Genomic DNA, 24,801 nt, shown 5'->3' with positions numbered 1-24,801 from the left:
AACTAACGCCATGAAAACTATTCACCAAGCGTGCTACGAAATCCTCCGCAACCAAGGCCTGACCACCTTCTTCGGGAATCCGGGCTCGAATGAGCTTCCGTTTCTCAAAGATTTTCCGAGCGACTTCGACTATGTCCTCGGCCTTCATGAAGGCGCCGTGGTCGGAATGGCAGATGGGTACGCGCAGGCGACCGGACGACCGACGTTGGTCAATCTGCATTCGGCCGCAGGCACGGGTAACGCCATGGGTGCACTTGCTAACGCCTGGAACTCCCACACTCCGCTGGTCGTGACGGCGGGTCAGCAAGTTCGCGCCATGGTCGGCGTCGAAGCTCTGCTGGCAAACGTCGATGCCGCTTCGTTGCCGAAGCCGCTGGTCAAATGGAGTACCGAGCCGTCCAGCGCGCAAGAAGTACCGCTGGCGCTGAGCCGCGCGATTCACACTGCTGGCACCGGCGCAAAAGGCCCGGTCTACCTGTCGGTCCCGTATGACGACTGGAAACAAGAGGCGGCTTCCGGTGTTGACCACCTCGCGACGCGCCGCGTTGAAATGGCGGGCGTCCCCACACCTGCGGTGCTCCAGAAGCTTGCTCGCGAGCTGGACCAAGCAAAGAACCCGGCGCTGATTGTCGGTCCGGACGTCGATGCCAGCGATGCCAATGGCTTTGCGGTGACGCTTGCCGAAAAACTCGCGATGCCGGTCTGGATGGCGCCTTCGGCTCCGCGCTGCTCTTTCCCCACGACACATGCGTGCTTCCGTGGCCTTTTGCCCGCTGGCATTGCGAGCATCAGCCGACTGCTTGATGGCCACGACCTGGTGCTGGTGGTGGGTGCGCCCGTGTTCCGCTATCACCAATACGAGCCTGGCGAGTTCCTGCCGCAAGGCACGCGCCTTATTGCGATTACGTGTGACATCAACGAGGCAACGCGTGCTCCGATGGGTGACGCAATCATTGCGGAAATCGCGCCGACTCTCGAGGCGTTGAGCAACGTGGTCTCGAAGACTTCTCGCCCGATGCCCGCCGCTGTTCGTCGGCCGGAACCGGCACCTGCCGAAGCGGGACGTCTGGCTCCAGAGCGAGTGTTCGACATCCTCGATGAAATGGCGCCACGTGACGCAATCTATGTGAACGAGTCGACGTCGACGACGAACGTACTCTGGCAGCGTCTGCGCATGACGGAACAAGGCAGCTATTACTTCGCTGCTGCGGGTGGTCTCGGCTTCGCGCTCCCGGCAGCGGTCGGCATCCAGCTGGCAAAGCCCGCGCGCCGCGTGATTGGCGTGATTGGCGACGGCTCCGCGAACTACGGAATCCAGGCTCTGTGGACGGCGGCCCAATACAACATTCCGACCATCTTCCTCATCATGAAGAACGGCACCTACGGAGCGTTGCGCTGGTTCGCTGGCGTGCTGCAGGCCGAGAACGTACCGGGGCTGGACGTGCCTGGACTGGACTTCTGCGCGCTCGCACGTGGCTACGGCGTTGAGGCGCTCCACGCAGATTCGGCTGAGTCGCTCACTTCTGCCCTTCGACAAGCACTTGCCGCAAACAAGCCTGTGCTTATCGAGGTTGAGACTCGTGCTTAAGGCGCAGAGGTAGCGTGTCATGAAAAAGCTTGTCAACGTCGCGGATTTTCGCGCGAGCGCCAAGGCCCGCCTCCCCAAGATGGTGTTCGACTATCTCGAAGGCGGAGCCGAAGACGAAATTGGTCTTCGTCACAACCGAGATGCTTTCGAGACAATCAAGTTTCAGCCGCGCCGTCTTGTTGACGTCAGTACCCGCAACACGCAGGTGAACATCCTCGGTAAGGCGGCAAGCGCGCCGCTTGTTATTGCACCGACTGGCTTGAACGGGATTTTCTGGCCGCAGGGCGACCTCGCGCTCGCGCGCGCTGCTGGCAAGTTCGGCATTCCGTTTGCGTTGTCGACCGCTTCGACGGCTTCAATCGAAGAAGTGGCAAAAGCAGCGACCGGCGAAATCTGGTTCCAGTTGTATGTAGTTCACAGGAAGCTCGCCGAGTTGCTCGTCAAGCGCGCGCTGAATGCGGGTTACACGACGCTCATTCTGACCACCGACGTTGGGGTGAACGGCAAGCGCGAGCGCGACATGAGGAACGGCTTCGGGATGCCCATGAAGTATTCGGCGAAGACCATCCTTGACGGCGTGCTTCATCCGCGTTGGTCGCTGGACCTCGTTAGACACGGCATGCCGCAACTGGCGAACTTTGCAAGCCAGGATGTGCAGGACACAGAGCTGCAAGCAGCGCTGATGAGCCGGCAGATGGACGCGAGTTTTGCGTGGAATGACCTGAAGTGGCTCCGCGACCTATGGCCTCACAAGTTGCTGATTAAGGGCATCAGCCGTGCTGATGACGCGCGCCGCTGCATCGAGCTCGGGGCAGACGGTGTGATTCTGTCCAATCACGGCGGCCGACAACTGGATAGCGCCATCGCACCAGTTGAAGTGCTGCAGGAAACCGCGAAGGCCATTTCCGCTCCAGTTTTCATTGATAGCGGCATTCGTCGGGGTTCGGATGTGGTGAAGGCAGTTGCGTTGGGTGCAGATGCCGTTCTTCTTGGACGTGCAACGCTGTACGGGCTTGCAGCGAGTGGAGAAGCCGGCGTGGACGCAGTCCTCTCGCTCCTCAAGGTCGAAATCGACACGACGCTGGCGCAAGTCGGCTGCCCATCGGCAAGCCAGTTGAACTCTGATTTCTTATGGAACGGCGGTCAGTGCAAAGTCGGTGACTTCAGCACCGCTGATTCCATCTCTGCTTAGAAGGTTGTCGTCATGGAAGATATTCAAATCACTGGCCTGCGTGCGCGCGCTGTCAACGTGCCGCTTCAATACCCGGTCAAGACGGCAGTCGGCACTGTCGCTACGTCCCCGCTGGTACTGATTGACCTGCTCACGAACGCGAACGTCACCGGACACGCGTACGTGTTCACATACACCCCTCTTGCACTGAAGCCTACGCTTCAGATGGTCGACGAGTTGGAGACGCTGATTAAGGGCATGCCGCTGTCACCTCATGACATCGACCGTGCCTTCAATGCTCGCTTCCGCCTCATCGGCAACACGGGCATTGTGCGTATTGCCACCGCAGGCATCGACATGGCCGTGTGGGACGCGAAGGCCAAAGCCCACCGCTTGCCACTCGTGGAATTGCTCGGCGGTAAAGCACGGCCGCTGCCTTCATACGACAGCCACAGCATGGACGACCTGGAACTGGGCACAAAGCGCGCCCGTGACGCCGTGGAAGCTGGCTTCAAGGCCGTCAAGACCAAAATCGGCTACGCGACGCTCGAGTACGACTTGAAAGTCGTGCGTGCGCTGAAAGAAGTGACAGGTGACGCGGCGCAGTTGATGGTCGACTACAACCAGGGCCTGTCGGTGCCAGAGGCGAAGCGTCGCGGCCGAGCGTTGGAAGCTGAAGGGATTGCGTGGATTGAAGAGCCAACGCTTCAGCAAGATTATGCAGGCCACGCGTCAATCCGCGAAGTACTGAAGATTCCGGTTCAAATGGGTGAAAACTGGTTCGGCCCGGACGAGATGCAAAAAGCGGTCGACAGCGGCGCATGCGACTTCTGCATGCCGGACCTCATGAAAATCGGTGGCGTGACAGGATGGATGAAAGCGAGTGCCATCGCAGAACAACGTAGCTTGCCGATGTCGAGCCACATCTTCCAGGAATTTAGCGCGCACGTTCTCGCGGTGAGCCCAACCGCCCATTTGCTCGAAAAGATGGACATGGCGGGGCCCGTTCTCCAGCCGGACCTTCATTTCAAAGATGGCGAGGCCCACTTTGGCAACGAGGCCGGCGCTGGAATCCGCTGGAACGAGGACGCCGTAAGTCGTTTCTTGTTTTAAAAAGAGCACCACCTTTCCGGACCAAAATAAATTTTCATTTATTAGTCATACTTATCATAAGCCGCTAAGAGCTAATACTCATTTGGAGACAAAGATGGACCATCCCGCCCCCGCTGGTGACGCGTTGTTCAACACGCGCCTGAACTCTCGCCATCTCATGGTGATGTTCTGGTGTTCGATGCTTATGCTTTTCGATGGATACGACCTCGTCATTTATGGGTCAATCCTTCCTCAACTCATGCATGATTGGGAGCTGTCTCCTGTCACTGCAGGCTTCATCGGCAGTAGCGCGCTCTTTGGCATGATGGTGGGCGCCCTGACATTGGGCAGCTCTTCTGACAGATTCGGCCGCCGCCGTATCATCCTCCTTTGCCTGGTGCTGTTCGGAATCGCGGCTTTCGGGAACGCCTTCTGCACCAACACGACGGAATTTGCCCTCTGCCGATTCATGACGGGCATAGGTCTTGGCGGCATGGTGCCGAATATCGTGGCACTGGTCACCGAGATGTCGCCGCACAGCAAGCGCAACATCATGGTTACCGGCATGTTGAGCTTTTTTTCGGTTGGCGGCGTCATTGCCGCTCTTACCGGGAAAGCCATCACACCCGAATTCGGCTGGCGCGCCAACTTCCTTATTGCTGGCATCCCGCTGCTGTTCTTCCCCGTCTTCTACAAGTGGCTGCCGGAGTCAATCAGCTATCTGATTTCTCAAAAGCGCTTCGCACAAGCAGAACCGATTCTGCGCCGATATGCGCCTGACTTTCAAGGCAGCGCGGCAAGCCTGGCAGCTGGGGAAGAGGACGTGGAGCAAACGCGTGTGCGTGCCGTCGAACTGTTCTCCCATGGTCGACTCTTGGACACGCTGTTTCTGTGGGTCGCGTTCGGCATGTGCATGTTGATGGTCTATGGGCTTAACACGTGGTTGCCCAAGCTCATGGCTGCAAACGGCTACTCCTTGGGCTCGAGCCTCTCGTTCCTGATTACGCTGAACATCGGGGCGGTCCTGGGTGGTCTCTGCAGTGGCTGGCTGGCGGACCGCTACGGTGGCAGGCCGACGTTGATTCTCTTTTTCGCAGTAGCTGCCGTTTCCATTGGGTTGTTGGGTTACAGGCAATCGCCGATTTTCTTGAACATTCTCCTGATGGCGGCCGGCGCAACGACCATCGGAACGCTGTGTATCGCTCATGCCTTCGCTGCGCAGCTCTATCCGGCGGGTATTCGTTCGACGGGTGTGGGTTGGGCCGCAGCTGCAGGGCGCTTCGGCGCGATGGCTGGTCCCGCGCTCGGCGGGTATCTCCTGAGTCAGAAATTCGCCATCAGCTTCAGTTTCCTCGTCTTTGCGGCACCCGGAACCGTTGCCGCCATCGCAGTCCTACTGATTTCCAGCCGCCGCGTGCACGCTGTGAGTCGCGTGCCGACACTCGCGTCGCAGGCGAAGTGAGCGTCCAGGTCAAGCATCAACAAGCATCACGGAGAAATAGCATGAGCAATATTGGCGAATCGCAAGTTTGGAATGGGCGCATCTTTTCCGATGGGTGGAAGACTGCGGTGGGCGGAACGCAGGCAGTCGTCGAACCGGCGACTGGCGAGCGCATCGGATTGATTGGCGTCGGCTCGTCCGAAGACATCGACAACGCGGTCGTTTCCGCAACGAAGGCTCAGGAAGTGTGGGCGGCAATGCCGTTTGACCAACGTGCGGCCATCATGCGAGAGGCAGCGCGACTCTTGAAGGAGCGCGCGCCGGAAATCAACGAATGGAACGTTCGCGAATGCGGTTCGACGCGGCCGAAGGCGGAGTGGGAACTGCACGCCACCTACGAGCAACTGCAGATGGCGGCTGCGATTCCCATGCAGCCCGAGGGAGCGCTTTACCCTTCGTCTATTCCCGGTCGCATGAATATTTGCCGCCACGTACCGGTGGGTGTCGTGGGCGTTATCGCGCCCTGGAATTTCCCGATTCTCCTCGGGATGCGCTCGGTGGCGCCCGCACTCGCGCTCGGCAACGCCGTCGTTCTGAAACCAGACCCGCAGAGTGGCGTCGCTGGTGGCCTTTTGCTTGCCAAGGTCTTCGAGGACGCGGGCTTGCCTGCAGGTTTGCTGCACGTGATTCCGGGTGGTCCGGCTGCAGGCGACGCGCTCGTGCGTCACCCGAAGGTGGGCATGATTTCGTTCACGGGCTCGACGGCGGTGGGTCGCTCCATCGGCGAAATCTGCGGTCGCATGCTGAAGAAAGTCGCGCTCGAACTCGGTGGAAATAACGCCATCGTTGTTCTGGGAGATGCGGACGTCGAAGCGGCAACGTCCAGCGGCGCGTGGGGTTCGTTCCTGCATCAGGGCCAAATCTGCATGCAGACCGGACGCCACCTTGTGCATCGCTCTATCGCCGAGAAGTACGCACAGCGACTCGCCGAGCGTGCTCGCAATCTGGCGGTCGGCAATCCCGCCAAAGAGCAGGTGCATCTGGGGCCGCTGATTAACCAAAAGCAGCGCGACCGAATCGACAACATCGTGCAAACGAGCGTCAACGCGGGCGCCACTGTTCTGGCGGGTGGGCGCTATAGCGGCCTCTTCTACGAGCCGACTGTCCTTGCAGGCGTCAAACCCGGGATGCCCGCGTACGAGCAGGAAATCTTCGGACCCATCGCGCCCATCACTGTCTTCGATAGCGATGAAGAGGCCGTGGAACTGGTGAACTCATCCGAGTACGGACTCGCCGCCGCCATCCATACGCAATCGATGTCGCGTGGCCTTGCAATCTCGTCGCGTATCCGTGCCGGGATGGTCCACGTCAACGACCAAACTGTGAACAACGAATTCCACGTTCCGCTTGGCGGGATGGGCGCGTCCGGCAATGGTGGACGGTTCGGCGGGCCGGCCAATGTGCACGAGTTCACCCAGACGCAGTGGGTCAGCCTCACTGACAAGCCCATCCAGTACCCGTTCTAACCCACATGTGAAGCATCGCGACCCGCCAAGACCTCGGCTTCGGCGGGCAAACAACACGGCTTGAAAGCTGTAGACTTGGAGACGGTCAATGAATAAGCCCACTTCGATGAGTCGGCGCACCTTCGTCACTCGCGTAGGTTCCCTCGCTCTCGCACCCGCAATCGGCGCTGGTTTCTCGGCGTGCGGCGGCGGAAGCGACTCGCCTTCTCCTTTGTCGACGGACCAATCACAACAGTTGTCGCTGACGGCAACGCAAGCCGTTTCCGCGATGGCATCCGGAGAGCTTTCGGCTGAGACGTACGTCCGTACACTGCTGGGACGAGCAAGCTCGCTGTCCAGCCTTAACGCTTTCATCACGCTCAACCAAGGCGCAATCGCTTCTGCGCGCGCGGTCGACGCGGCACGTGCGGCCGGGCAAAAGCTGCCACCGTTGGCCGGCCTGCCCATCGTCGTCAAGGACAACATCAACACGAAGAACTTGCCGACTACCGGCGGCACGCCGCGTTTGCAGAACTTCCAGCCGAACAACGACGCGGTAGTTCTCCAACGACTACTGGCGGCGGGCGCAATCGTGCTTGGCAAAGCCAACATGCACGAGCTCGCGTTCGGAATCACGACCACCAACTTCTCGCCATTTGCTGGCTTCGCGCGCAATCCCTATGACACTAACCGGATGGTTGGCGGCTCTTCAGGTGGAACGGGCGTCGCAATCGCCGCCCGAATGGCACCGGTAGGATTGGGAACAGATACGGGCGGCTCTGTTCGTATCCCCGCAGCGTTGAACGGCATCGCGGGATTGCGCCCGTCCGTTGGCAATGGCGGGGCGGAGCGTCGTTATGACGGAACCGGGGTGCTTCCTCTGAGCCACACCCGTGACACGGTCGGCCCTATGGGCCGCACCCTCGAAGACGTCGCACTTCTCGACGCCGTCATCACGGGTACTGACGTGCCCACGGCGACTTCGCTGAGTGGCCTTCGCTTCGGCATCCCAGCGACATACTGGGACGTGGTGGACACCGAGGTGCTGCAAATAATGAATGCAGCAAGGGCGAAACTCCAGGCTGCCGGCGTGACCTTTGTCTCGGTCGACTTGCCGACCATCCGCGACCTGGGCGCGAAGGTTGGGTTCACCGTGGTCTTCCACGAGGCCTCGCTTGAAATTCCGACTTACCTCGCAGCCAGCGGCGGCAGCGACATCACGCTCGCTCAAATCTCCGCTGCGATTGCCAGTCCCGACGTCAAAGGCGGATTCGCGAACGTCGGGTCCGCTGACTCGACAGCGGCGTACCCGAACGCGGTGAACGTATATCGCCCACAGATGCGAGCACTGTTCGATGCCTATTTCGCGTCGAACCAAATCGACGCCATCTTCGCACCGATGACTCCCTTGCCCGCCGTGCCCATCGACCCCGTCAACGGTTCGTCGACCGTCAGCGTCAATGGTGGACCTTCGGTCGACGAGTTCGGCACGTTTATCAGAAATGCCGACCCCGGCAGCATTACCGGCATCCCGGGTGTCACGGTGCCGGCTGGTCGTACCGCCGCAGGCCTCCCGGTCGGATTGGCGCTCGACGGCCCGGTTGGAAGCGATAAGCGGCTGCTCTCCATTGGCATGGCCGTTGAGAAGTTACTCGGCGTCTTGCCGGCGCCAAACGTCTGAAGCGCCGTCTAGCTTTCATGTCAGCGACGGTCGCTCGAACAGAAAACTGCATCGGTGTGGCTGCGGAGGGAGGCCGGCCTCCGCGAACTCCTCGCGGCTGGTACGTAGGTCGGTTTTTCTTGTATAAATGCGTCTCGCTAGAATCTATAAAAAGCTCGCATCCGTAAGGGAGCTTCCTCCTAAACAAGAAAAGAAAGAAGCCTCTTTACGGGCGCGAGAGAGGGGAGTTGGCTTGGTCTGATGGGTGTTTTTACGGCGCTGCGTAATTTGCCTTGAAGTGTCCATGCCGAAGATGCCGCATATCAACCTGTCTGGCGAGTCCGTCTGTCGTCCCCGGACGCAGGCGCGGGCGGATTTTGCAATGCAGGACCCCACCAAAATGATTTAAGTTCGCGTTGAGAAAATTGGCCGCAGTTGTTGATATAGAGTTCGGAACGACGCTAGCCGGTCCGAAAGTACTGAATGCCGCTCATCGTTCGGAGCGAATTCCTGCGATACCGATGGTGGGCTGACCACGATTGAGAAATCGCCATTAGCTGCTAACCATCCGAGGCGTGCCGCTCCGAGCGCAGCGATGCACTGGGCATCCGGCAGACGGCGTATCGGAATTCCAAACGCGTCGGCAATCAACTGCGTCCAGAATGTACTGCGTGCACCGCCACCGATGAGACTGATTGAGGTTTCGCGAGTGCCGTCTGCACGGAGAGCATCGAGGCCGTCCGTCAAGGCGAACGTGACGCCCTCAAGGACAGAATAAGCAAGGGTGGCTCGGTCGGTCGAATCAGAAAGTCCCAAGAACACGCCTTGGGCGTATGGGTCATTGTGAGGCGTCCGTTCGCCGGAAAGGTATGGAAGAAACAAGGGCGCTTTTGCCCAGGCGTTCGCGCGGAGAGTTTCGACCTCAGCTAGTAAACATGCTTCGTCAGCAGAAGTCAGCTTGCAAATCCAGCGAATGCAGCTCGCCGCGGACAGCACGACGCTGGTCCGGTGCCATCTGTCGGGGAGGGCGTGGCAAAGTGCGTGCAATCCTAGTTCCGGGCTCGGTCGGAAACGCTCGGTGACGACAGAAAGGACGCCCGACGTACCGAGAGACAAGAAGCCCTCTCCCGGTTCCGTCGCTCCGACACCGAGCGCGCTTGTCGCCGTGTCGCCTGCGCCCGTTGCAACCAATACATTTGGCGGCAAGCCGAGTTCGCTAGCAACACTTGAAAGGACGCCGCCGCATGCATGGCATCCCTCCAGAATCGGAGGAACCTGCATCTGTGTCATGTCACAAGCATGCAGAAGCTCGTCGGACCACTGTCGCCGTTCAACGTCTAGCCAAAGCGTTCCCGATGCATCAGACGCGTCCGTTTGCTTGGTGCCAGTCAAGCGCAAACGGATGTAATCCTTTGGTAGCAACACGCACGACAACTTTCGAAAACATTCAGGCTCGTGCCGCGCCAGCCAGAGCAGCTTCGGTGCTGTGAGTCCAGGCATCGCGCAATTGCCTGCTATCTCGCGCAGTCTCGGTGCGCGTGCTTCCAGTTCGGAGCATTCGCTGGCGCTCCGCATATCATTCCACAGTATGGCTGGGCGCAACGGTTGGTCCTTTGCGCCCAGCAAAACAGCACCGTGCATCTGACCTGACAGGCCAATGGCCTGTACGCGAGCGAACGCATCGGGATGGTTATTTCGTAGCGTTGAAAGCGCAATTCTCGTGGCTTGCCACCAGTCGTCGGGGTCCTGCTCTGACCACCGATGTCGCGACCGTGAGATTTGCAACGGATGACGAGCGGTACCGACGATATTTCCGTCGCTTGAGAGCAAGAGGACCTTCAACTCGGTCGTGCCGAGGTCAATGCCGAGAAACATCGCTGAAGCTCGATTGAGGCTTGCCTGGAATAACTTAGAGGTCAAAATTGGTAGGCATCAAGACCACGTCTCGTATCGTCAGGCCGCGTTGCCGTGTCAGCATGAACATGATTGCATCCGCCACCTCACTAGCCTCTATCAGACTTCCGGATTCTTTGGCCTCTTTTAGTTTCTCTTCTGGCCAATCGGCCAGTAGCGCGCTGATAACTGGGCCGGGCGATACAGAGCCGACGCGGATTCCGTGCTTAAAAACCTGGCGCCGCACTGTCTGGACAAAGCAATTAATCGCCCACTTGGACGATGCATAAACCGGCTCCCAAGGCGTCGGAAAGTGGGCCGCCAAGGAACTGGTCACCACAATATCGCCGGTCCGCCGAGCAATCATGTGTGGCAGCACGTCGTGAACGTTTTTCATCACGACATTCACGTTGAGATTCAGCATCCGGTCTATTGCAGCAGTGTCTGCTTCGACTAGCTCGCCGCCCACATACGTACCAGCGTTCGCGTGCAGGATGTCGATTTGCCCAGTGATGTCCAGCACGCGGCGTATGAGAACCGAGCATGCTGCCGGGTCGAGCAAGTCGACGACTAAAGGAATGGCCGCGTCGCCGTGCGCGCCGCAGATTGAAGCCAGTGCCGCCTCATCGTGGTCAGCCAGCACGACGCGAGCACCGGCAGTCAACATCGCCTGCGTACTCGCCAAACCTATCCCTGAGGCGGCGCCGGTGACGACAGCGACCTTGCCTTGAAGTTCTGCAGCCATAGAAGATTGTCCCTCCTGTTGTGCCGAATGCTCGTTTGAAAGGGTTTAAATCGCCTCGCTCATCTTGTCCCCAAGGTGAAAGCCGGGCGCACTTTCGACTTTCTCGTCCGTCGCTTTCCATGACGAAAAAAAATGTAGCGCCACCGTGACGGCGAGGGCGCCATCGGTCGCCCCGAGAAATGCCGCGCTGAACAAAAGCCCAATGCGCGAGCAAATAATCTGACTCTCAGCCGGCCCTGTCAAGTTGATTCCGCAAGGGATAACCCCGACGCGCCCGGGAATTCAATGCGCTGGCGGAAGCGTCGCGGGTTTGCGAAACGGTGCGCTGGTCGTCAACTGCTGCTGCACGGTGAGTCAATCTGGCGCCGCTCGGACGTTTTAGTCTAAGGGGCCGCAAATCCTCCAATTGAGCATCGCGCTGGGCGCATTCCTCGGCGAATCTACCTACGAATATGTCAAAGAGTCTCGAGTACATCCCGGTGCCTTTTAACCAAGACAATTACGCTTGGGTGATTACAGACGGAACCTCTGCGGTCGTCGTTGACCCAGGCGTTGCTGAGCCGGTCGTCGCGTACGCTCACTCACGGAAGCTCATCGTCACCGCAGTCTTAATTACGCACCATCACGGTGACCACGTCGGTGGTGTCGAGGAGTTGCTGCGCTACTGCGGCAGGAAAAATGCGCCAGTCTACGGACCGGCTCTTGAACGCATCGACGCGGTGACTTGCAAGGTCGGCGACGGGTTTCGCATCGAACTGGACGAACCACAGTTCAGCGCGGCAGTTATTGCCACGCCAGGCCACACGAATGGACACGTAACGTTTTATCAGCCCTCTGTCGGTGGCCAACCTGGTCACCTGTTTTCAGGCGACACGCTGTTCGCCAGTGGTTGCGGTCGGCTGCTTGAGGGAACCGCGGAAGAGATGCTCGTGTCACTCGACACACTGGCCAGCCTTCCGCCCGCCACACTGGTCCACTGCGCGCACGAATACACTCTGTCGAACCTCGAGTTCGCTCGCGTCTGCGAGCCGAACAACAAATGTGGCGAAATCTGGCAGCAGGAAGCAACCAAGATTCGTGCGAAGGGGCGACCGACATTGCCAACAACAATTGGACACGAACTGTCCGTGAATCCCTTCCTCCGGGTCGGCGAGCCTGAAATTCACGACGTCCTCGTTGAGCGTTTCGGTGTGCCAGTACCTCACCGGCTCGCGGCCTTCATTTTGCTGCGAGCCTGGAAAGACCTGTTTCAAGGCGAATTTCGTGAGCTAACCGAGCGATGGGCGCCAAGGCTTCTGAATTAGAAGACGTAGAAACCCGCGATACCCGTGCGAAAGGGGCCATAAGGGAAGTTCCCCTTGAACAGAGCTCCTTTGCGCGTTAGTGTCAATATTCCAAAAGTGTGCCCCGACAAGACGTACGGCGGGCGCCGAGCAGGAGACATGTGGTGCTTAAACCGTCAACCGATTGGGCAAGCAGCGAAGTATCTGGCGACGATAAGACTGACGCTTGGCAAGATATTCTCAGCGGCAGTTATCGCGAGTGGCAAGTCCCTCAGCGACTGCCGGCTACGTTTTACGCGCATCTACGGCGCCACGATTTTGCCGGCGCCGAAATTGTAGAAACTATCTGTGACCCTTGCGTCGGACGGCGCACCAAGGGACATGTCCGTCGCGATGACGAACTATTCATCGGCGTACAACTGACTACTAGCGGTCGCGAACGCTTCCAGATTGGCGACAGTGGCGTCGAAGTAGCCTCTGGCGATTTGGTCGTTTGGACGAGCGACCAGGAAGTGCAATTCGAGGTCATGGAACGTCTTCATAAAGTGACGCTCATGATTCCCTGGACGCTCATGCGCGAGCGACTGCCGGAGCGCAAGCAGCCTCCTTCTGGTGGCAGAATCGAAAGCCGAACGGGCGTCGGTTCTTTGTTGGCAGTTCACCTGCTAGCGCTATCAAACGAAATTGCATCGCTGGATTCTTCCGTTCAAGGCTCAGTCAGTAGGTCCACTCTGGAACTATTGGGGATTGCGTTATCCGGTCAGCAACACGCTGCTACTTTCGACGCAAGCGCCGCGATGTTCACGAAAGTACAAGACTTTATCCTTAAGCATCTGCATGAAGATGACCTGACGCCGGCACGTATCGCAGAGGGCTGTGGAATTTCGTTACGTTACCTCCACATGCTTTTTCAGCGCAGCGACATGACAGTGTCTGAATTCGTTCTGCATAGCAGGCTTCAGGGGTGCAAACGGGCTTTGTCGGACCCGGCTTATCATCGGTTCCAGATAAGTGAAATCGCATACCGTTGGGGTTTCAATTCCACAAGCCACTTCTGTAGAGCGTTCAAGGACAAGTTTGGTGAATCACCAGGCGAGGCCCGTCGGTCGTCCTTGTCGGTCTAGCACACGACGGGCCGTCCTCTTTTACTACTTCACGTCGCGTCAAATGCCCCGCTATACAGCGGGGCGTTATCTTATCGGCCCCCGTCCGCCAACCATCGCTGAGTTGGGATAGGTCGCGCTACCTTTCCGGGCAACGGTCCGTGCACGCTGAGTCAACTGGCCGCTCACTGCATGCGGTAATTTCTTCGGGAGCCGTCTCGACCACTGTCAGGCGCGGAGTATCGCGCTCGCCTCAGTGAGCGTGCACCGGACGTCGACGATTTTTTACTCTCCGGCATAGATGCCATATTCCAAACGATGCAATCCACCATACCACCGACCTCGCAGCTAACCGACGACGCGGGAATCGCCTCCAAATTCCAAGTTAATGGTGACGGCGAACTCGTAAATGCGCTGGTTCGCGCTGTCGGCCGTCGTCACGTATTGACTGGAGACAGAGCGACGCGGCGGTACCGAACGGGAATCCGCTTCGGTGAGGGAAAGGTTCTCGCGGTGGTTCGACCAGGAACACTTATCGAGCAGTGGAGAGTGCTGGAGGCATGCGTTCACGCTTGTGCGGTTGTCATTCCGCAGGCTTCGAACACCGGGCTTACTGGCGGGTCGACACCCGACGGAAGCGATTACGACCGACCAGTTGTCATCGTCAGCACGAAGCGCATTCGCCGCATCCATTTGCTAGATGATGGAAAGCAAGTGGTCTGCTTGCCTGGCTCAACTCTCAATGAGCTCGAGCAGCTTCTGCGACCGCTCGGGCGTGAACCCCATTCGGTTATTGGCTCGTCATGTATTGGCGCTTCGGTGTTCGGCGGCGTATGCAACAACTCGGGCGGCGCCCTCGTGCATCGAGGGCCCGCTTACACCGAACTATCCGTCTACGCTTCGGTAAGCGAAAGCGGTCAACTGCGTTTACATAACCGGCTCGGGATTGAGCTGGGCGAGCAGCCTGAAGAGATTCTACAACGCCTCGAAATGGGCAATTTTTCGGCCGATGCCATATCACACGATGTCGGCAATGCATCCGACAATGAGTACGCGCGTCATGTCCGGGACGTCGATGCTCCAACGCCGGCGCGATATAACGCAGACCCAAGAAGACTTTACGAAGCATCCGGCTCTGCGGGCAAGGTTATGGTCTTTGGCTTGCGTCTCGATACGTTTCCTGCGGAGAAAGGAGCGAAGGTTTTCTACGTCGGAACGTCACAACCCGAGGTGCTTACTGCGCTAAGACGGGACCTACTGCAGAACCTTGTTGACCTGCCAATCGCCGGAGAGTATCTACATCAGGACGCGTTCGATGTGTCGGCCGACTACGGCAAAGACATGTTTCTTCTCATCAAGCACTTCGGAACTGACCGCCTTCCAATGTTTTTCGCAGCCAAGGCGTGGGCCGACGGAGTGTTCTCGAGAAACAGGTTTCTTCCCGCGCACTTCCCCGACAAGGTCTTGCAAGCAGTGAGCAAATGGTTCCCTGCTCACCTACCTTCAAGGCTCCTCGACTATCGTAACCGCTACGAACATCATCTGATGGTGAAAGTAAAAGCAACAAGCGTGGATGAGACGCGTGCGCTACTTGAACGTCAGCTCGATGGGGAACAAGGAGATTATTTCCTGTGCTCCGAGAACGAAGCCCGAGATGCCTTTCTGAACCGATTCGTGACGGCGGGCGCCGCCATCCGCTATCGAACAATGCACGCTAATACTGTCGAAGACATCGTCGCACTCGACATCGCATTGCGACGTAACGAACATCAATGGCTTGAAAAGCTGCCGGAAGAACTCGAAAAAGCCTTTACGTTGAAGCTGTATTACGGTCACTTTCTTTGTCATGTCCTGCACCAGGATTACATGGTACGCAAGGGCGACGACTGCATCGCCCTCGAGCACCAGCTGCTTGAATTGCAGGATATGAGAGGCGCACAGTTCCCTGCGGAACACAACGTTGGCCACCTGTACGAAGCGAAAGCATCGTTACGCGCCTTCTACAAGCAACTCGACCCATGCAACTGCTTTAATTCTGGCATCGGCAAGACGTCGAAAAAATGGATGTATCGGGACGACGAGACGAGCGGGTGACATCCCGAGAAACTCCGTTGATGCAATGTCCTTTCCCAAAGAAAGCCCACGTTGATACGTGGGCTGAATCCATGCTTGGAGACATGGAGGAGACAACTGCAGATAAGGAGCGCACTCAAATTACCTATGAAGCCGGCCTTGTTCTGACCAGTCTTGCGCCGCGGCCGCCTTGTCGATAGTGCAAAAACGAAATTGCCGAGCTTAAACGTAGTGTCCCGCTCTTTCGAGCACTTCAATCTTGTAACCATCGGGGTCCTGCAGGAAAAAGAAGCGGGCAAGCATTTCTTCGCCACGCTTGAATTCCTTGATAGCTAGAGGATTGAGTCCGAGCCCGGACATGCGGGCATGCTCTTCTTCAAGGTTCGGCACAGCAACGGCAATGTGGCCATACCCGTCGCCATGCGTGTAAGCCACATCTCGACCCTTGTTCCACGTCAACTCGATTTCAACGTCGTTCTCGCTGTTCTTCAGATATACGAGCGAAAAATCTGGAAAGTCCAGGCGGTGACTGGTCTTGAGGTCCAGCGCGTCTTCGTAGAACTTCAGCGCCTTGTCCAGGTCGTGGACGCGAATCATGGAATGGATAATTTTTGGCAATTTCACACCTATACGTCTCAATGCAAAAAGCGGCCCGGTACCGACCGGGCCGCAATGAACCACCGACTAAACCGAGAAGCGGCAGAGCGTCTCGCCCCCATCGATGCGGATAAGGTCGCCGTGGATGTAGCTTGACTCGTCCGAACCGAGGAAAATAGCGAGATTGGCGATGTCTTCGACTTCGCCCCAGCGCTTCAGCGGAATGACATCAGTGAACGCCTTGTCAAAATCCTTGTCGTCGAACAGGGCACGCGTCAGCGACGTCTTCGCGTAAGTAGGGCAGATGCCGTTCACGCGGATTTTCTCGTGTCCGTATTCGATGGCGAGACATCGAGTCAGATTTGCCGCCGCACCCTTCGAAATGTTGTACACCGATTGCTTGGGGTGCCCCTGCAGTCCGGCGGTCGAGACGATATTGACAATGTTGCCGCCGCGACCTTGTTTCAGGAATGCTTTTATGGCTTCCTGGCAACCGAACCAGGTTCCTCGAACATTAACGTCGAAGCAGGCGTCGAGGTCTTCGACTCCGAACTCATGAGCGAGTTTGCCCGCGCGATAGATGCCAGCATTGTTGACGATGACATCCAGTCCACCATAAACCCGCACTGCTTCCTGAACGAGATTGGCCACCTCCGGCTGTTTCGTGACGTTGCACGATACGTAGGTTGCTTCGCCGCCAGCTTCACGGATTGCCGCGACCGTCGTGAGTTTTGCGTCGCCCTCGAATCCGCCCTGATTCGGCTCTTCGTGAATATCGCTCACCACAACCTTCGCGCCTTCAGCTGCATATGACATCGCGATGCCGCGACCGAATCCCGAACTTGCGCCAGTAACGATGGCGACTTTGCCTTTTAGTCTGTCCATGATGTGCTCCTCCTTTGAGTCCTTGGGAATGCGTCTCTGCGTTGAATAATTTAAAACCAGCCAAGTGCCAAAATGTAGCTATGCCGAGAACGTTGTGAAGGTCTGAACGGCAACCTTGCCATCCCTGACAAAAAGCGTATCAGTGGCCAAAGTCACGAACGGTTTGGCTTCCCACGCGAGGTAGCCGATTTCACCTTCCGTGCTTTTGCTGGTGACTTTGAACGCATCCCAAAATGCCGGCTTCGCGCCGTCGAGGAACGCTTTGAAGAAACCGCGAATTTCGCTTTGCCCGCGATAGGACTTTTCTGGCGTGACGATTACGGACCTCTCGTCATAGTCCTTCATGAGTTCATCGAGCCCTTGCGCGAACGCGCCGAGGTGATGGTCGAAGACCTGGTTGGTGGACTCACTTGCTTTGGAAGAATCTGTCATCTTGACCTCTCGTGGTTTTGGGAAGGCACCGGTGCCATCTGGCGGTCGCCCGGTGCAGCCGCATCAGGCCGCCGCATTAAGCCGCGTACGCACGCTGTGCCTCGTCCCACGAGACGTTCACGATAGGCGAACCGTCCGCATTGATGAACGCGAGAGGCCCAAGGAAGGTCATATAAAACTCGGAATCAACCGGGAAGTAGGTCTTGTCGTGGCGAGCGTTAGCCGACTCGTAACCGTAAGCCGGCGCGACAACGGTATCGCCTCCTTGCTCCTTCCCGCCGCGGACGTCCATGCGGCCCTTGGTGAGCAGGTATTCACCGGGACCAACGTGGAAGTGAGCATTGAAAGATGAGCCCGCCGGACAGTCAAAAATAGCGGCCCACGAACCCATTTCGGGAGAGGCGTGGAGCATCTTCCAGCGGATGCCGCCCTGCGACAGCGCGTCAGGGAAGGCCTTCCAAGGAATCTCGTTGATTTGCACTGCCTCTTCTTCGACCTTCGGTTTGATTTGCATTTTCGTCTCCTGAATACAGCCCGGCCTCGAAGCTGGGCTTGGGTCTATGGGGTGATTCAAATATAGGCTTGTACCGTCATTGGTGGTTGCTTGGCAGCGCAGCGGGAGTTGACCGAAAGTGCAATCAATCTGAAATCCCTCTCCGGTCTCGAAGGCCACGCACGGAAACCTCGAACCCGACAAATCTCGAGGAATGGCTCAACTCCTGAAAAGTCGATTTCCCGGGCGAACGGGAGTCTGTTGGCGATAAAAAGAGCCAACTCGACTCCCTGGAATCGTGTTGGCTCCAACAGCTCTCGTGCTGTTGAAAGAAAGCCCAACGACCGCCGCGACCTAATCGTATGCAGCTCGGACGGTCGGGGACGACACGTACCCCTTTGCACCTACAGAACCGACCATCCGCCGCTAATCTGAAGTGATATTGAACTGACGTATCTGCTCTCGTCGGAAGCAAGATAGACCGCCCCCATAGCGATGTCGTAGGGTGTGCCTAGGCTGCCAAGAGGAATCAGAGCGGTGAAGGTCGTGCGCGCCGTGTCTGCGTCCGCCATCTCGCCTCGCCGCTCGACGCCTTTAAAGATGGAATCCATCATGCCTCCATCACCCGTTTCAATCTGGCCCGGCATGATGGAGTTGCAGCGAATCTGAAAAGGCGCGCAGTGCGCAGCGACCGACCAGCTCAGATGACGCACGGCCGCCTTGCTGACACCGTAGCCAACTTCGAATGGCGTTGCGATGGCAGCCGCAATTGACGAGATGTTGATGATTGAGCCGCCACCGGCACGTCTCATCGCTGGAATCGCCGCGCGGCAACCTAGCATCACAGATTCGACGTTCACGAGTTGTAGCCGTCTGAAGTCCTCGACTTGCGTCGTCTCAGGATTCACGTTGTCAGTTGAGCCCAGAATGCCTGCGTTGTTCACAAGGACGTCGAGACGACCATGCTGCTTCTCTATGCCGGCAATGATGTCGTTCCATTGAGCTTCGTTGGTAACGTCCTGAACGACAGAGCCGCAACCTGCCGCTCCAGCCGAAGCGTCCAACAGTCGCTGGTTAATATCGGAAATGATGACCGTTGCGCCTTCATCCGCAAACGCTTTGGCAGTAGCGCGTCCGATGGCTCCGCCACCACCGGTAATCAAACATACCTTCTTCGATAATCTGTTCATATTTATCTCCTGGTTTCTCATTCGGACATCAACATTCAAGCGAGTTTTAAGGCGACCTGAATTCAGCTATTCAATCCCTTCCCACGTGCCGGCAGTCTTCTGACCAGCCCAGAGATAAGGCCGGTTGAAGCCAAGGCCAAAGGTCAGACAAAGCCCGATTGACCAGTTCACTCCCATGTACGCAAAGCTCAAAGCCTCGTTCATGCTGGTGAAAACCGTGCCAACCAGTCTCGAAAGACCGATGGTTATTGCTGCGCCCAACGCGATGTAGAAGGCGCATCCGATGACACCCCCCCAAGGCATTGCGATATACCTGAACGGCCAATTCTGGGTGAGAACGGGCAAGCCAAAATTGATAGAGCAACCGACCATAAAGAACAGTAGCCAGACGTTGTCGCTGGTGTACGTGCCCGAACTCCAGAACGGAGAGACGGGCGAAACGCTGAAGGCCCAAACGCCTAGCAGGTGGGAGATTGAGGTGCACGCAAGGATGACCAGCCAAAGAATGCACATCTGTGCAACTGACTTTCCTGGCTGCTTCATACCACGCGTGAGGTACGGCAGAAGGCCTGTTGCGGTTCCAATCTGAAGAAACGGAAACCACCACGCCGGAATCCAGCGAATCGATGACGAGGTAATAGCGTAGGTAAGCCCGGCGATGAGTAAAAGAAGAACGCCAAACTTCCGGCGAGGAGGCATGTCGGCGACTATCCAGTTTTCACCAGTAAAGCTGAAAAACGCGAGGAAGAAGTAAATGGTCCCAATGATGGGAAACAACCAGCCAGCGCCAAGGCCGGTGAGGTAGACGGCTTTGGCCGTAAGCCAGCCGAGGACCCAGCCACTTGCAATAACAGCAATTCCTCGCTTAACCCCTGAGCGTATTCCGCCGAAGGGCCAGAAGTCGCTGACGGCGCTCAGAATAATCCACCACAATGCGAACAGCTGCCACGATATGTTGTCCAGCCAGAAGAACTGTTCGACCTGCGGTCCGACCCATGGACCGATTGGGGACGCACGAACAGTCCAGTTTACGGCCACAGCGGAAATGATAGTCAGCCCGTAGACCAGAACGATGTCCCGTAAAACTCTGGGCAGAACCGGTGCTTTGGGTGTCGCGTTGACGCTTGCCATGATGTCTCCTCCTTGATGACCAGGTATGCAGCGCCGAAATATCTACTTAGTCTTTTTTTCGGGCGCACGGCCGCTCACGCTTCGGCAGTGCCCCTTGCGAACCGTGCTCGGACGCAGAAACAGCCGGATGCGTTGAGTCGTCTCCAGATTTATTTGGGGTAGCTGCTTTAATTTCGCCGCCTAGATGTTGGGGCGATGATAGACCCGCGACTTCCAGCTACTGTTGTCTCACAGCGCAGGATGGGTTGTCCGTGAGTGCATTTGCATTGCACAAATGCTCTAACATGAGATTCGTGTCAATGCTTAGTTGTGGGTTGCGCGTATCCGGAGCGTCTCTGGTTATGCGTTTGCGAGTTGCATGGACTGTGACTGCGAAGACTATTACAAACGTCGCTGGCACCATCCGAAGTGGACAGAACGTGGGCTCGACCCTAGGGCAAATTGCAGGTTTTTCTTTTTTCATTTGTCGTTGTTCGAGGCCCGGACGTCAGCGTCAGCGTCAGCGTTGCGCTGCACGCCGCCATGAAAGCTTATATTTTGCCGTCAGGTTCCAAGTTTCTCAGCGGTTTATGCTAAGTACCGTCGCGGTCGCGAGCGCCAGCCTTGAATGCGAGGTACGCATGGTCCGAACAGAGAAAGAGAAGATGCTCGCAGGCCAGTTGTACACGGCCAGGCTGACCAGGCCGAGGCCTGAGCGTGGATGCAGCGGTTCAACGCAATACATCCGCGCGACCCAGTGGTCCGAACAAGTGGCTTGGAATTCGGCCGCCCCATTCGGATTGGGCGGAACGTTTGGATAGGCGCTGGCGCAATCATTCTTCCGGGAGTCACCATCGGTGACGACGCATTGATTGGTGCCGGCAGCATCGTTACTCGCGACGTTCCGGCGGGGATGACGGCGGTAGGTAATCCGGCTCGAATTCGTGAGCACGAAACACGATAAATCGCGACTTGACGGCAGACGGACAAGGCGCGCCCCGCCATCGGATTTGTCTTCTCGTGAAGCTTACTCAACCTACTTGCGAATCAGTCGCAAACCGTTCGCTACGACAAGCAAGCTTGCTCCGACGTCAGCGAACACGGCCATCCACATCGTTCCGAGTCCGCCGATGGTCAGTGCGAGAAATATCGCTTTGATGGCGAGAGCTAACGTGATGTTCTGAACCAAAACCGTGTGGGTCGCTTTCGAAAGACGGATGAACGCAGGAATTTTCCGCAGGTCGTCATCCATCAGGGCGACGTCAGCCGTTTCAATGGCGGTATCCGTGCCCATTGCACCCATAGCGAATCCGATGTCCGCACGCGCTAGCGCTGGCGCGTCGTTGATGCCATCGCCGACCATTCCGACCATAGCGTGGTCACCCGACAGGCTTTCGACGACGCGCAGTTTGTCTTCGGGGAGCTGGTCACCCTCGGCGCGGTCGACGCCCACTTCCTTGGCAATCGCCGCCGCAGTGTGTCCGTTGTCACCCGTGAGCATTGCAGTTCGAACGCCGAGCGTGTGGAGCTCTGAGATTGCTTCGCGGCTCGTGTCCTTCACGGTGTCCGCGACAACGAATAAGCCAAGCACGCGCTTGTTATCAGCGAGCATGACAACAGTCTTGCCGTCTCGCTCGTAAGCCTCCAGTCGAGCCTCGAGTTCCGGTGAGCAACGGCCAAGCTCTTCCACGAGCCGGTGGTTACCGAGCGAGTAACGGCGACCATCCACACGTCCCGCGATACCTCGTCCGGGAATCGCCTCAAACTCCTCGACTGAAAGCCGGGCCACGCTATCGCCATCTCCTGCTCGCGTGATAGCTGTCGAAACTGGATGGTCAGAACGACTCGACAAGCTCGCTGCGATTGAACGCACGAACGTGCTTCCAACGTCGGTCGCGTGAAGTTCGAACGCGACCTGCACAGGCTTACCGCGGGTAATCGTGCCCGTCTTGTCCAGCGCAAGCCACCGGAGCTTTCGGCCTTGTTCGAGAAACGTGCCGCCCTTGACCAGAATGCCTTTGCGGGCAGCGGCTGCAAGACCGCTCACTATCGAAACCGGCGTTGAAATGACGAGTGCACAAGGGCACGCAATGACGAGCAGCACAAGCGCCTTGTAGACCCAGTCAAACCATGCGGCGGCGAAAAAAAGCGGCGGAACGATGGCAACGCCAAGCGCAATCAGAAAGACAATCGGGGTGTAGACCTTGGCGAACTGGTCGACAAACCGCTGCGTGGGCGCCTTGGCGCCTTGAGCTTCCTCGACAGCATGAATAATGCGCGCGAGTGCCGAGTTGTCGGCCGCGGCGGTGACCTGAAACTCGAACGACCCTGATTCATTGATGGTGCCTGCGAAGACGTTGTCACCTGGACCTCTTTCAACCGGCATGCTCTCGCCGGTAATGGGCGCTTGGTTCACCGTGGAGCGCCCGTCGGTGAGAGCGCCGTCAAGCGCGATTCGTTCTCCAGGGCGTACTCGGACAATCGCACCCAACTCAACGCGTGTCGCGTCGATGTCGACCCACGAGCCGTCTGCCTGCTTGACCGTTGCGGTCTCAGGCGCGAGATTCATAAGTCCTTCGATTGCATTGCGCGCGCGGTCGAGCGATTTCGCCTCGATTAGCTCCGCAATCGTGAACAGCACCATCACCATCGCGGCTTCGGGCCATTGCCCTAAAGCCAATGCGCCCGTGACCGCAATGGTCATCAGCGCGTTGATGTTCAGGTTAAAGTTTCTAATGGCAACCCAACCTTTCTTGTAGGTGCCAATGCCTGAGCATGCAACAGCCAACAAGGCAAGCCCCGCTACTACCCACACGGATGAGCCGGACCAACTTGCAACTTCGGCACCCAACGCGGCGGCACCGCCGACGGCTAGCGGCCACCATGAATTCTCAATCGGCGCCGGCGCGCGGCTGCTTGCGACCGCTTCGTCATCGAATTCAGGCGTGAACCCAATAGTCGAGAGCGCCTTGACCACTGCCTGAAGGCCGTCGGGCCGATGAACTACTGTAAGGACCCGTTGCATGAGATTGAATTGAATCTCAGAGACTTCCGCCATCCCGCTGAGCTTCTTGCGAATGAGAACTTCCTCGGTCGGGCAGTCCATCTGCAATATACGCATTTGAGTGCGGACCAAGCCTCCGACTGCCGTCGACTGTGCTAGCGCAGCGAGTGTAGATGCGGCTGCGGTTCTTGAGGCTTCTGAAGAGCAATTTTGCTCATGCTTGTCGTCTTCGTCGCATCTATGGCCGTGAGCTGATGACCGCTGGTCATCATAGAGGTCTGGCGATTTTGGCTTGGAGCTACCTTCGGACGCGCTTCCGCCGCAACACGTCTGGCGCCTGTCCAACTCTCCTTGGGCAGGTGGCACTCTGAGTTCCGATTTTTCGCTTCCGCAACACCGTTCCATGTTCTGTTATCCGCTTGATATATGCTTCTAGTAGACACCTTGGAGGAACTCCAAGGTCAAGCGCTATTTGAGGGACAGACTCATGAAGATTGGCGAACTGGCAAAAGCGGCTAATTGCACAACGGACACGGTCCGGTTCTACGAGAAGGAGGGCTTGTTGCCGTCGCCCGAGCGAACGGAGGCAAATTACCGCACCTATACTCGCAGCCACATCGAGCGTCTGCGTTTTATCCGGAACTGCCGCGCTCTCGATATGACGCACGATGAAGTGCGAGCGCTGCTCTCCGCGTCGGACGAGCCGAGCGACGGATGCGGCGCCATTAACTCATTGCTTGATGAGCACATTGCTCATGTCGATGAACGCATTGCAGAACTTGTTCATCTCCGACATCAGCTCGGAACTCTGCGCGCCCGCTGCGCCGGTGAGGCAGCGGTTGACGAGTGCAAAATTATGAAAGAGTTGACTACGATGAAGACCAAACCGGCAAAAAGCCGTGGAACCCACTTGGGCTGAGTGTGGCTCGAGTTCGAATCGTCGAACCGCAGAGCTCCGACGTCGGCATCGCTCAGCTCAAACAGCAGAGAAGTTTCGTCCTCGCAAAAGGCGAAGCTTTTTCGGCATGCACCTTCCCCTTGTGGGAAGGTCAAGCGTCGCTGAATGCCTGTCTGAAATTCCGAGCCTCACATGGAAGCGTGGGACAAACTGGCAAAAACGTGACTAAAATACGTTCGCTATAATCTCGGCCATGAAATTCCTTCGGACACTTCTCCTTCTGCTGCTTTGCGCTGTGCTGCCCATCAGTGGGCTGGCAGCAAGCGGCTTGGCCGGAGAATGTCCGATGCAGATGAGCGCGGGGTCCGACGACGGCAGCGCGATGTCGTCCGAGATGCCCGGCTGCGAGATGACGAATCCGTCCAAGCACCAGAAGACCAAGGACATCTCGTGCAAAACGACTGCTCAATGCCAGCTCGGCAGCCTGTATCACCCGGTACCACGTATCGAAATAACCCGTCCTGCTGCGCTGTCCAGTCCGGTCGTATTCCACTACGCACAATCGCTCGCCGTCCGTGAACTGGCCGGCCTCTGGCGACCTCCTCGTTCCATCTAATCCCTTGCTGACAGGTTCGCCG

Annotated in this window: 20 protein-coding genes and 1 pseudogene; 12 read left to right on the top strand and 9 right to left on the bottom strand. The window is 57.6% G+C overall.

Annotated elements, in window-relative coordinates; genetic code table 11:
- Positions 1 to 10 precede the first annotated feature (10 nt).
- From mdlC to iaaH, 6 genes are all read left to right on the top strand, one after another.
- Positions 11 to 1,588: a benzoylformate decarboxylase gene (mdlC, locus tag BTHE68_RS20135; protein ID WP_162067990.1), complete on the top strand. Its 1,578-nt coding sequence runs from the start codon at positions 11 to 13 to the stop codon at positions 1,586 to 1,588.
- A gap of 19 nt (positions 1,589 to 1,607) precedes the next feature.
- Positions 1,608 to 2,780: an alpha-hydroxy-acid oxidizing protein gene (locus BTHE68_RS20130; protein ID WP_162067989.1), complete on the top strand. Its 1,173-nt coding sequence runs from the start codon at positions 1,608 to 1,610 to the stop codon at positions 2,778 to 2,780.
- Between the two features lie 12 nt (positions 2,781 to 2,792).
- On the top strand, positions 2,793 to 3,872 hold the full coding sequence (locus BTHE68_RS20125; RefSeq protein WP_162067988.1) for an enolase C-terminal domain-like protein: 1,080 nt from the start codon (positions 2,793 to 2,795) through the stop codon (positions 3,870 to 3,872).
- 94 nt (positions 3,873 to 3,966) lie between these two features.
- Positions 3,967 to 5,313, top strand: coding sequence for an MFS transporter (locus BTHE68_RS20120; protein WP_162067987.1), 1,347 nt, complete (start codon positions 3,967 to 3,969; stop codon positions 5,311 to 5,313).
- A 41-nt stretch (positions 5,314 to 5,354) separates the two neighbouring features.
- Complete coding sequence (locus BTHE68_RS20115; protein ID WP_162067986.1) at positions 5,355 to 6,818, top strand: benzaldehyde dehydrogenase; 1,464 nt, start codon at positions 5,355 to 5,357, stop codon at positions 6,816 to 6,818.
- A 268-nt stretch (positions 6,819 to 7,086) separates the two neighbouring features.
- On the top strand, positions 7,087 to 8,478 hold the full coding sequence (gene iaaH, locus BTHE68_RS20110) for an indoleacetamide hydrolase (protein WP_232078025.1): 1,392 nt from the start codon (positions 7,087 to 7,089) through the stop codon (positions 8,476 to 8,478).
- Between the two features lie 384 nt (positions 8,479 to 8,862).
- Here the strand turns inward: iaaH and xylB are convergent, their stop codons facing one another.
- Both xylB and BTHE68_RS20100 read right to left on the bottom strand, forming a co-directional pair.
- Complete coding sequence (gene xylB / locus BTHE68_RS20105; RefSeq protein WP_162067984.1) at positions 8,863 to 10,332, bottom strand: xylulokinase; 1,470 nt, start codon at positions 10,330 to 10,332, stop codon at positions 8,863 to 8,865.
- A gap of 34 nt (positions 10,333 to 10,366) precedes the next feature.
- Positions 10,367 to 11,095, bottom strand: a complete 729-nt coding sequence (locus BTHE68_RS20100) for an SDR family oxidoreductase (protein WP_162067983.1) — start codon at positions 11,093 to 11,095, stop codon at positions 10,367 to 10,369.
- A 452-nt stretch (positions 11,096 to 11,547) separates the two neighbouring features.
- Between BTHE68_RS20100 and gloB the strand changes: the two genes are divergently transcribed.
- The 3 genes from gloB (at position 11,548) to dld (ending at position 15,575) form a co-directional block, all read left to right on the top strand.
- Complete coding sequence (gloB, locus tag BTHE68_RS20095) at positions 11,548 to 12,399, top strand: hydroxyacylglutathione hydrolase (RefSeq protein WP_162067982.1); 852 nt, start codon at positions 11,548 to 11,550, stop codon at positions 12,397 to 12,399.
- Between the two features lie 143 nt (positions 12,400 to 12,542).
- Entirely contained in the window at positions 12,543 to 13,502 is a 960-nt protein-coding gene (locus BTHE68_RS20090; RefSeq protein WP_162067981.1) for a helix-turn-helix domain-containing protein, read from the top strand.
- A 297-nt stretch (positions 13,503 to 13,799) separates the two neighbouring features.
- On the top strand, positions 13,800 to 15,575 hold the full coding sequence (gene dld / locus BTHE68_RS20085; RefSeq protein ID WP_162067980.1) for a D-lactate dehydrogenase: 1,776 nt from the start codon (positions 13,800 to 13,802) through the stop codon (positions 15,573 to 15,575).
- A 201-nt stretch (positions 15,576 to 15,776) separates the two neighbouring features.
- Here dld and BTHE68_RS20080 read toward each other — a convergent pair whose 3' ends face one another.
- From BTHE68_RS20080 to BTHE68_RS20055, 6 genes are all read right to left on the bottom strand, one after another.
- Positions 15,777 to 16,172 carry a VOC family protein gene (locus tag BTHE68_RS20080; protein WP_162068290.1) on the bottom strand — a complete coding sequence of 132 codons (396 nt, stop codon included), beginning with the start codon at positions 16,170 to 16,172 and terminating at the stop codon, positions 15,777 to 15,779.
- A gap of 66 nt (positions 16,173 to 16,238) precedes the next feature.
- Positions 16,239 to 17,036 carry an SDR family NAD(P)-dependent oxidoreductase gene (locus BTHE68_RS20075; protein ID WP_162067979.1) on the bottom strand — a complete coding sequence of 266 codons (798 nt, stop codon included), beginning with the start codon at positions 17,034 to 17,036 and terminating at the stop codon, positions 16,239 to 16,241.
- A gap of 78 nt (positions 17,037 to 17,114) precedes the next feature.
- Positions 17,115 to 17,468: a nuclear transport factor 2 family protein gene (locus BTHE68_RS20070; RefSeq protein WP_162067978.1), complete on the bottom strand. Its 354-nt coding sequence runs from the start codon at positions 17,466 to 17,468 to the stop codon at positions 17,115 to 17,117.
- Positions 17,469 to 17,544: 76 nt separating this feature from the next.
- Entirely contained in the window at positions 17,545 to 17,982 is a 438-nt protein-coding gene (locus BTHE68_RS20065) for a cupin domain-containing protein (protein WP_162067977.1), read from the bottom strand.
- A 383-nt stretch (positions 17,983 to 18,365) separates the two neighbouring features.
- Positions 18,366 to 19,151 (bottom strand): SDR family NAD(P)-dependent oxidoreductase, encoded by a 786-nt coding sequence (locus BTHE68_RS20060; protein WP_162067976.1) that lies wholly within the window; start codon positions 19,149 to 19,151, stop codon positions 18,366 to 18,368.
- Positions 19,152 to 19,217: 66 nt separating this feature from the next.
- Entirely contained in the window at positions 19,218 to 20,282 is a 1,065-nt protein-coding gene (locus tag BTHE68_RS20055; RefSeq protein WP_162067975.1) for a hypothetical protein, read from the bottom strand.
- Between the two features lie 712 nt (positions 20,283 to 20,994).
- Between BTHE68_RS20055 and BTHE68_RS20050 the strand changes: the two are divergent.
- Positions 20,995 to 21,225, top strand: a pseudogene (locus BTHE68_RS20050) (DapH/DapD/GlmU-related protein); the annotation flags it as partial.
- Positions 21,226 to 21,297: 72 nt separating this feature from the next.
- Here BTHE68_RS20050 and BTHE68_RS20045 read toward each other — a convergent pair.
- Entirely contained in the window at positions 21,298 to 23,367 is a 2,070-nt protein-coding gene (locus BTHE68_RS20045; RefSeq protein WP_232077973.1) for a heavy metal translocating P-type ATPase, read from the bottom strand.
- A 385-nt stretch (positions 23,368 to 23,752) separates the two neighbouring features.
- Here BTHE68_RS20045 and cadR point away from each other — a divergent pair, with 385 nt between their 5' ends.
- Together cadR and BTHE68_RS20035 are read left to right on the top strand one after the other, a co-directional pair.
- The gene (cadR, locus tag BTHE68_RS20040; protein ID WP_162067973.1) at positions 23,753 to 24,184 is read left to right on the top strand and encodes a Cd(II)/Pb(II)-responsive transcriptional regulator; all 432 of its coding nucleotides are present in this window, start codon (positions 23,753 to 23,755) and stop codon (positions 24,182 to 24,184) included.
- 232 nt (positions 24,185 to 24,416) lie between these two features.
- Positions 24,417 to 24,779, top strand: a complete 363-nt coding sequence (locus BTHE68_RS20035) for a hypothetical protein (protein WP_162067972.1) — start codon at positions 24,417 to 24,419, stop codon at positions 24,777 to 24,779.
- The last annotated feature ends 22 nt before the right edge of the window (positions 24,780 to 24,801 follow it).

This window comes from Burkholderia sp. THE68, from assembly GCF_009938265.1.
In the GTDB taxonomy this organism is placed as follows: Bacteria; Pseudomonadota; Gammaproteobacteria; order Burkholderiales; family Burkholderiaceae; genus Caballeronia.
Note: the sequence above shows the minus strand (reverse complement) of the source record. Positions and strands in the feature narration are given on the sequence as shown.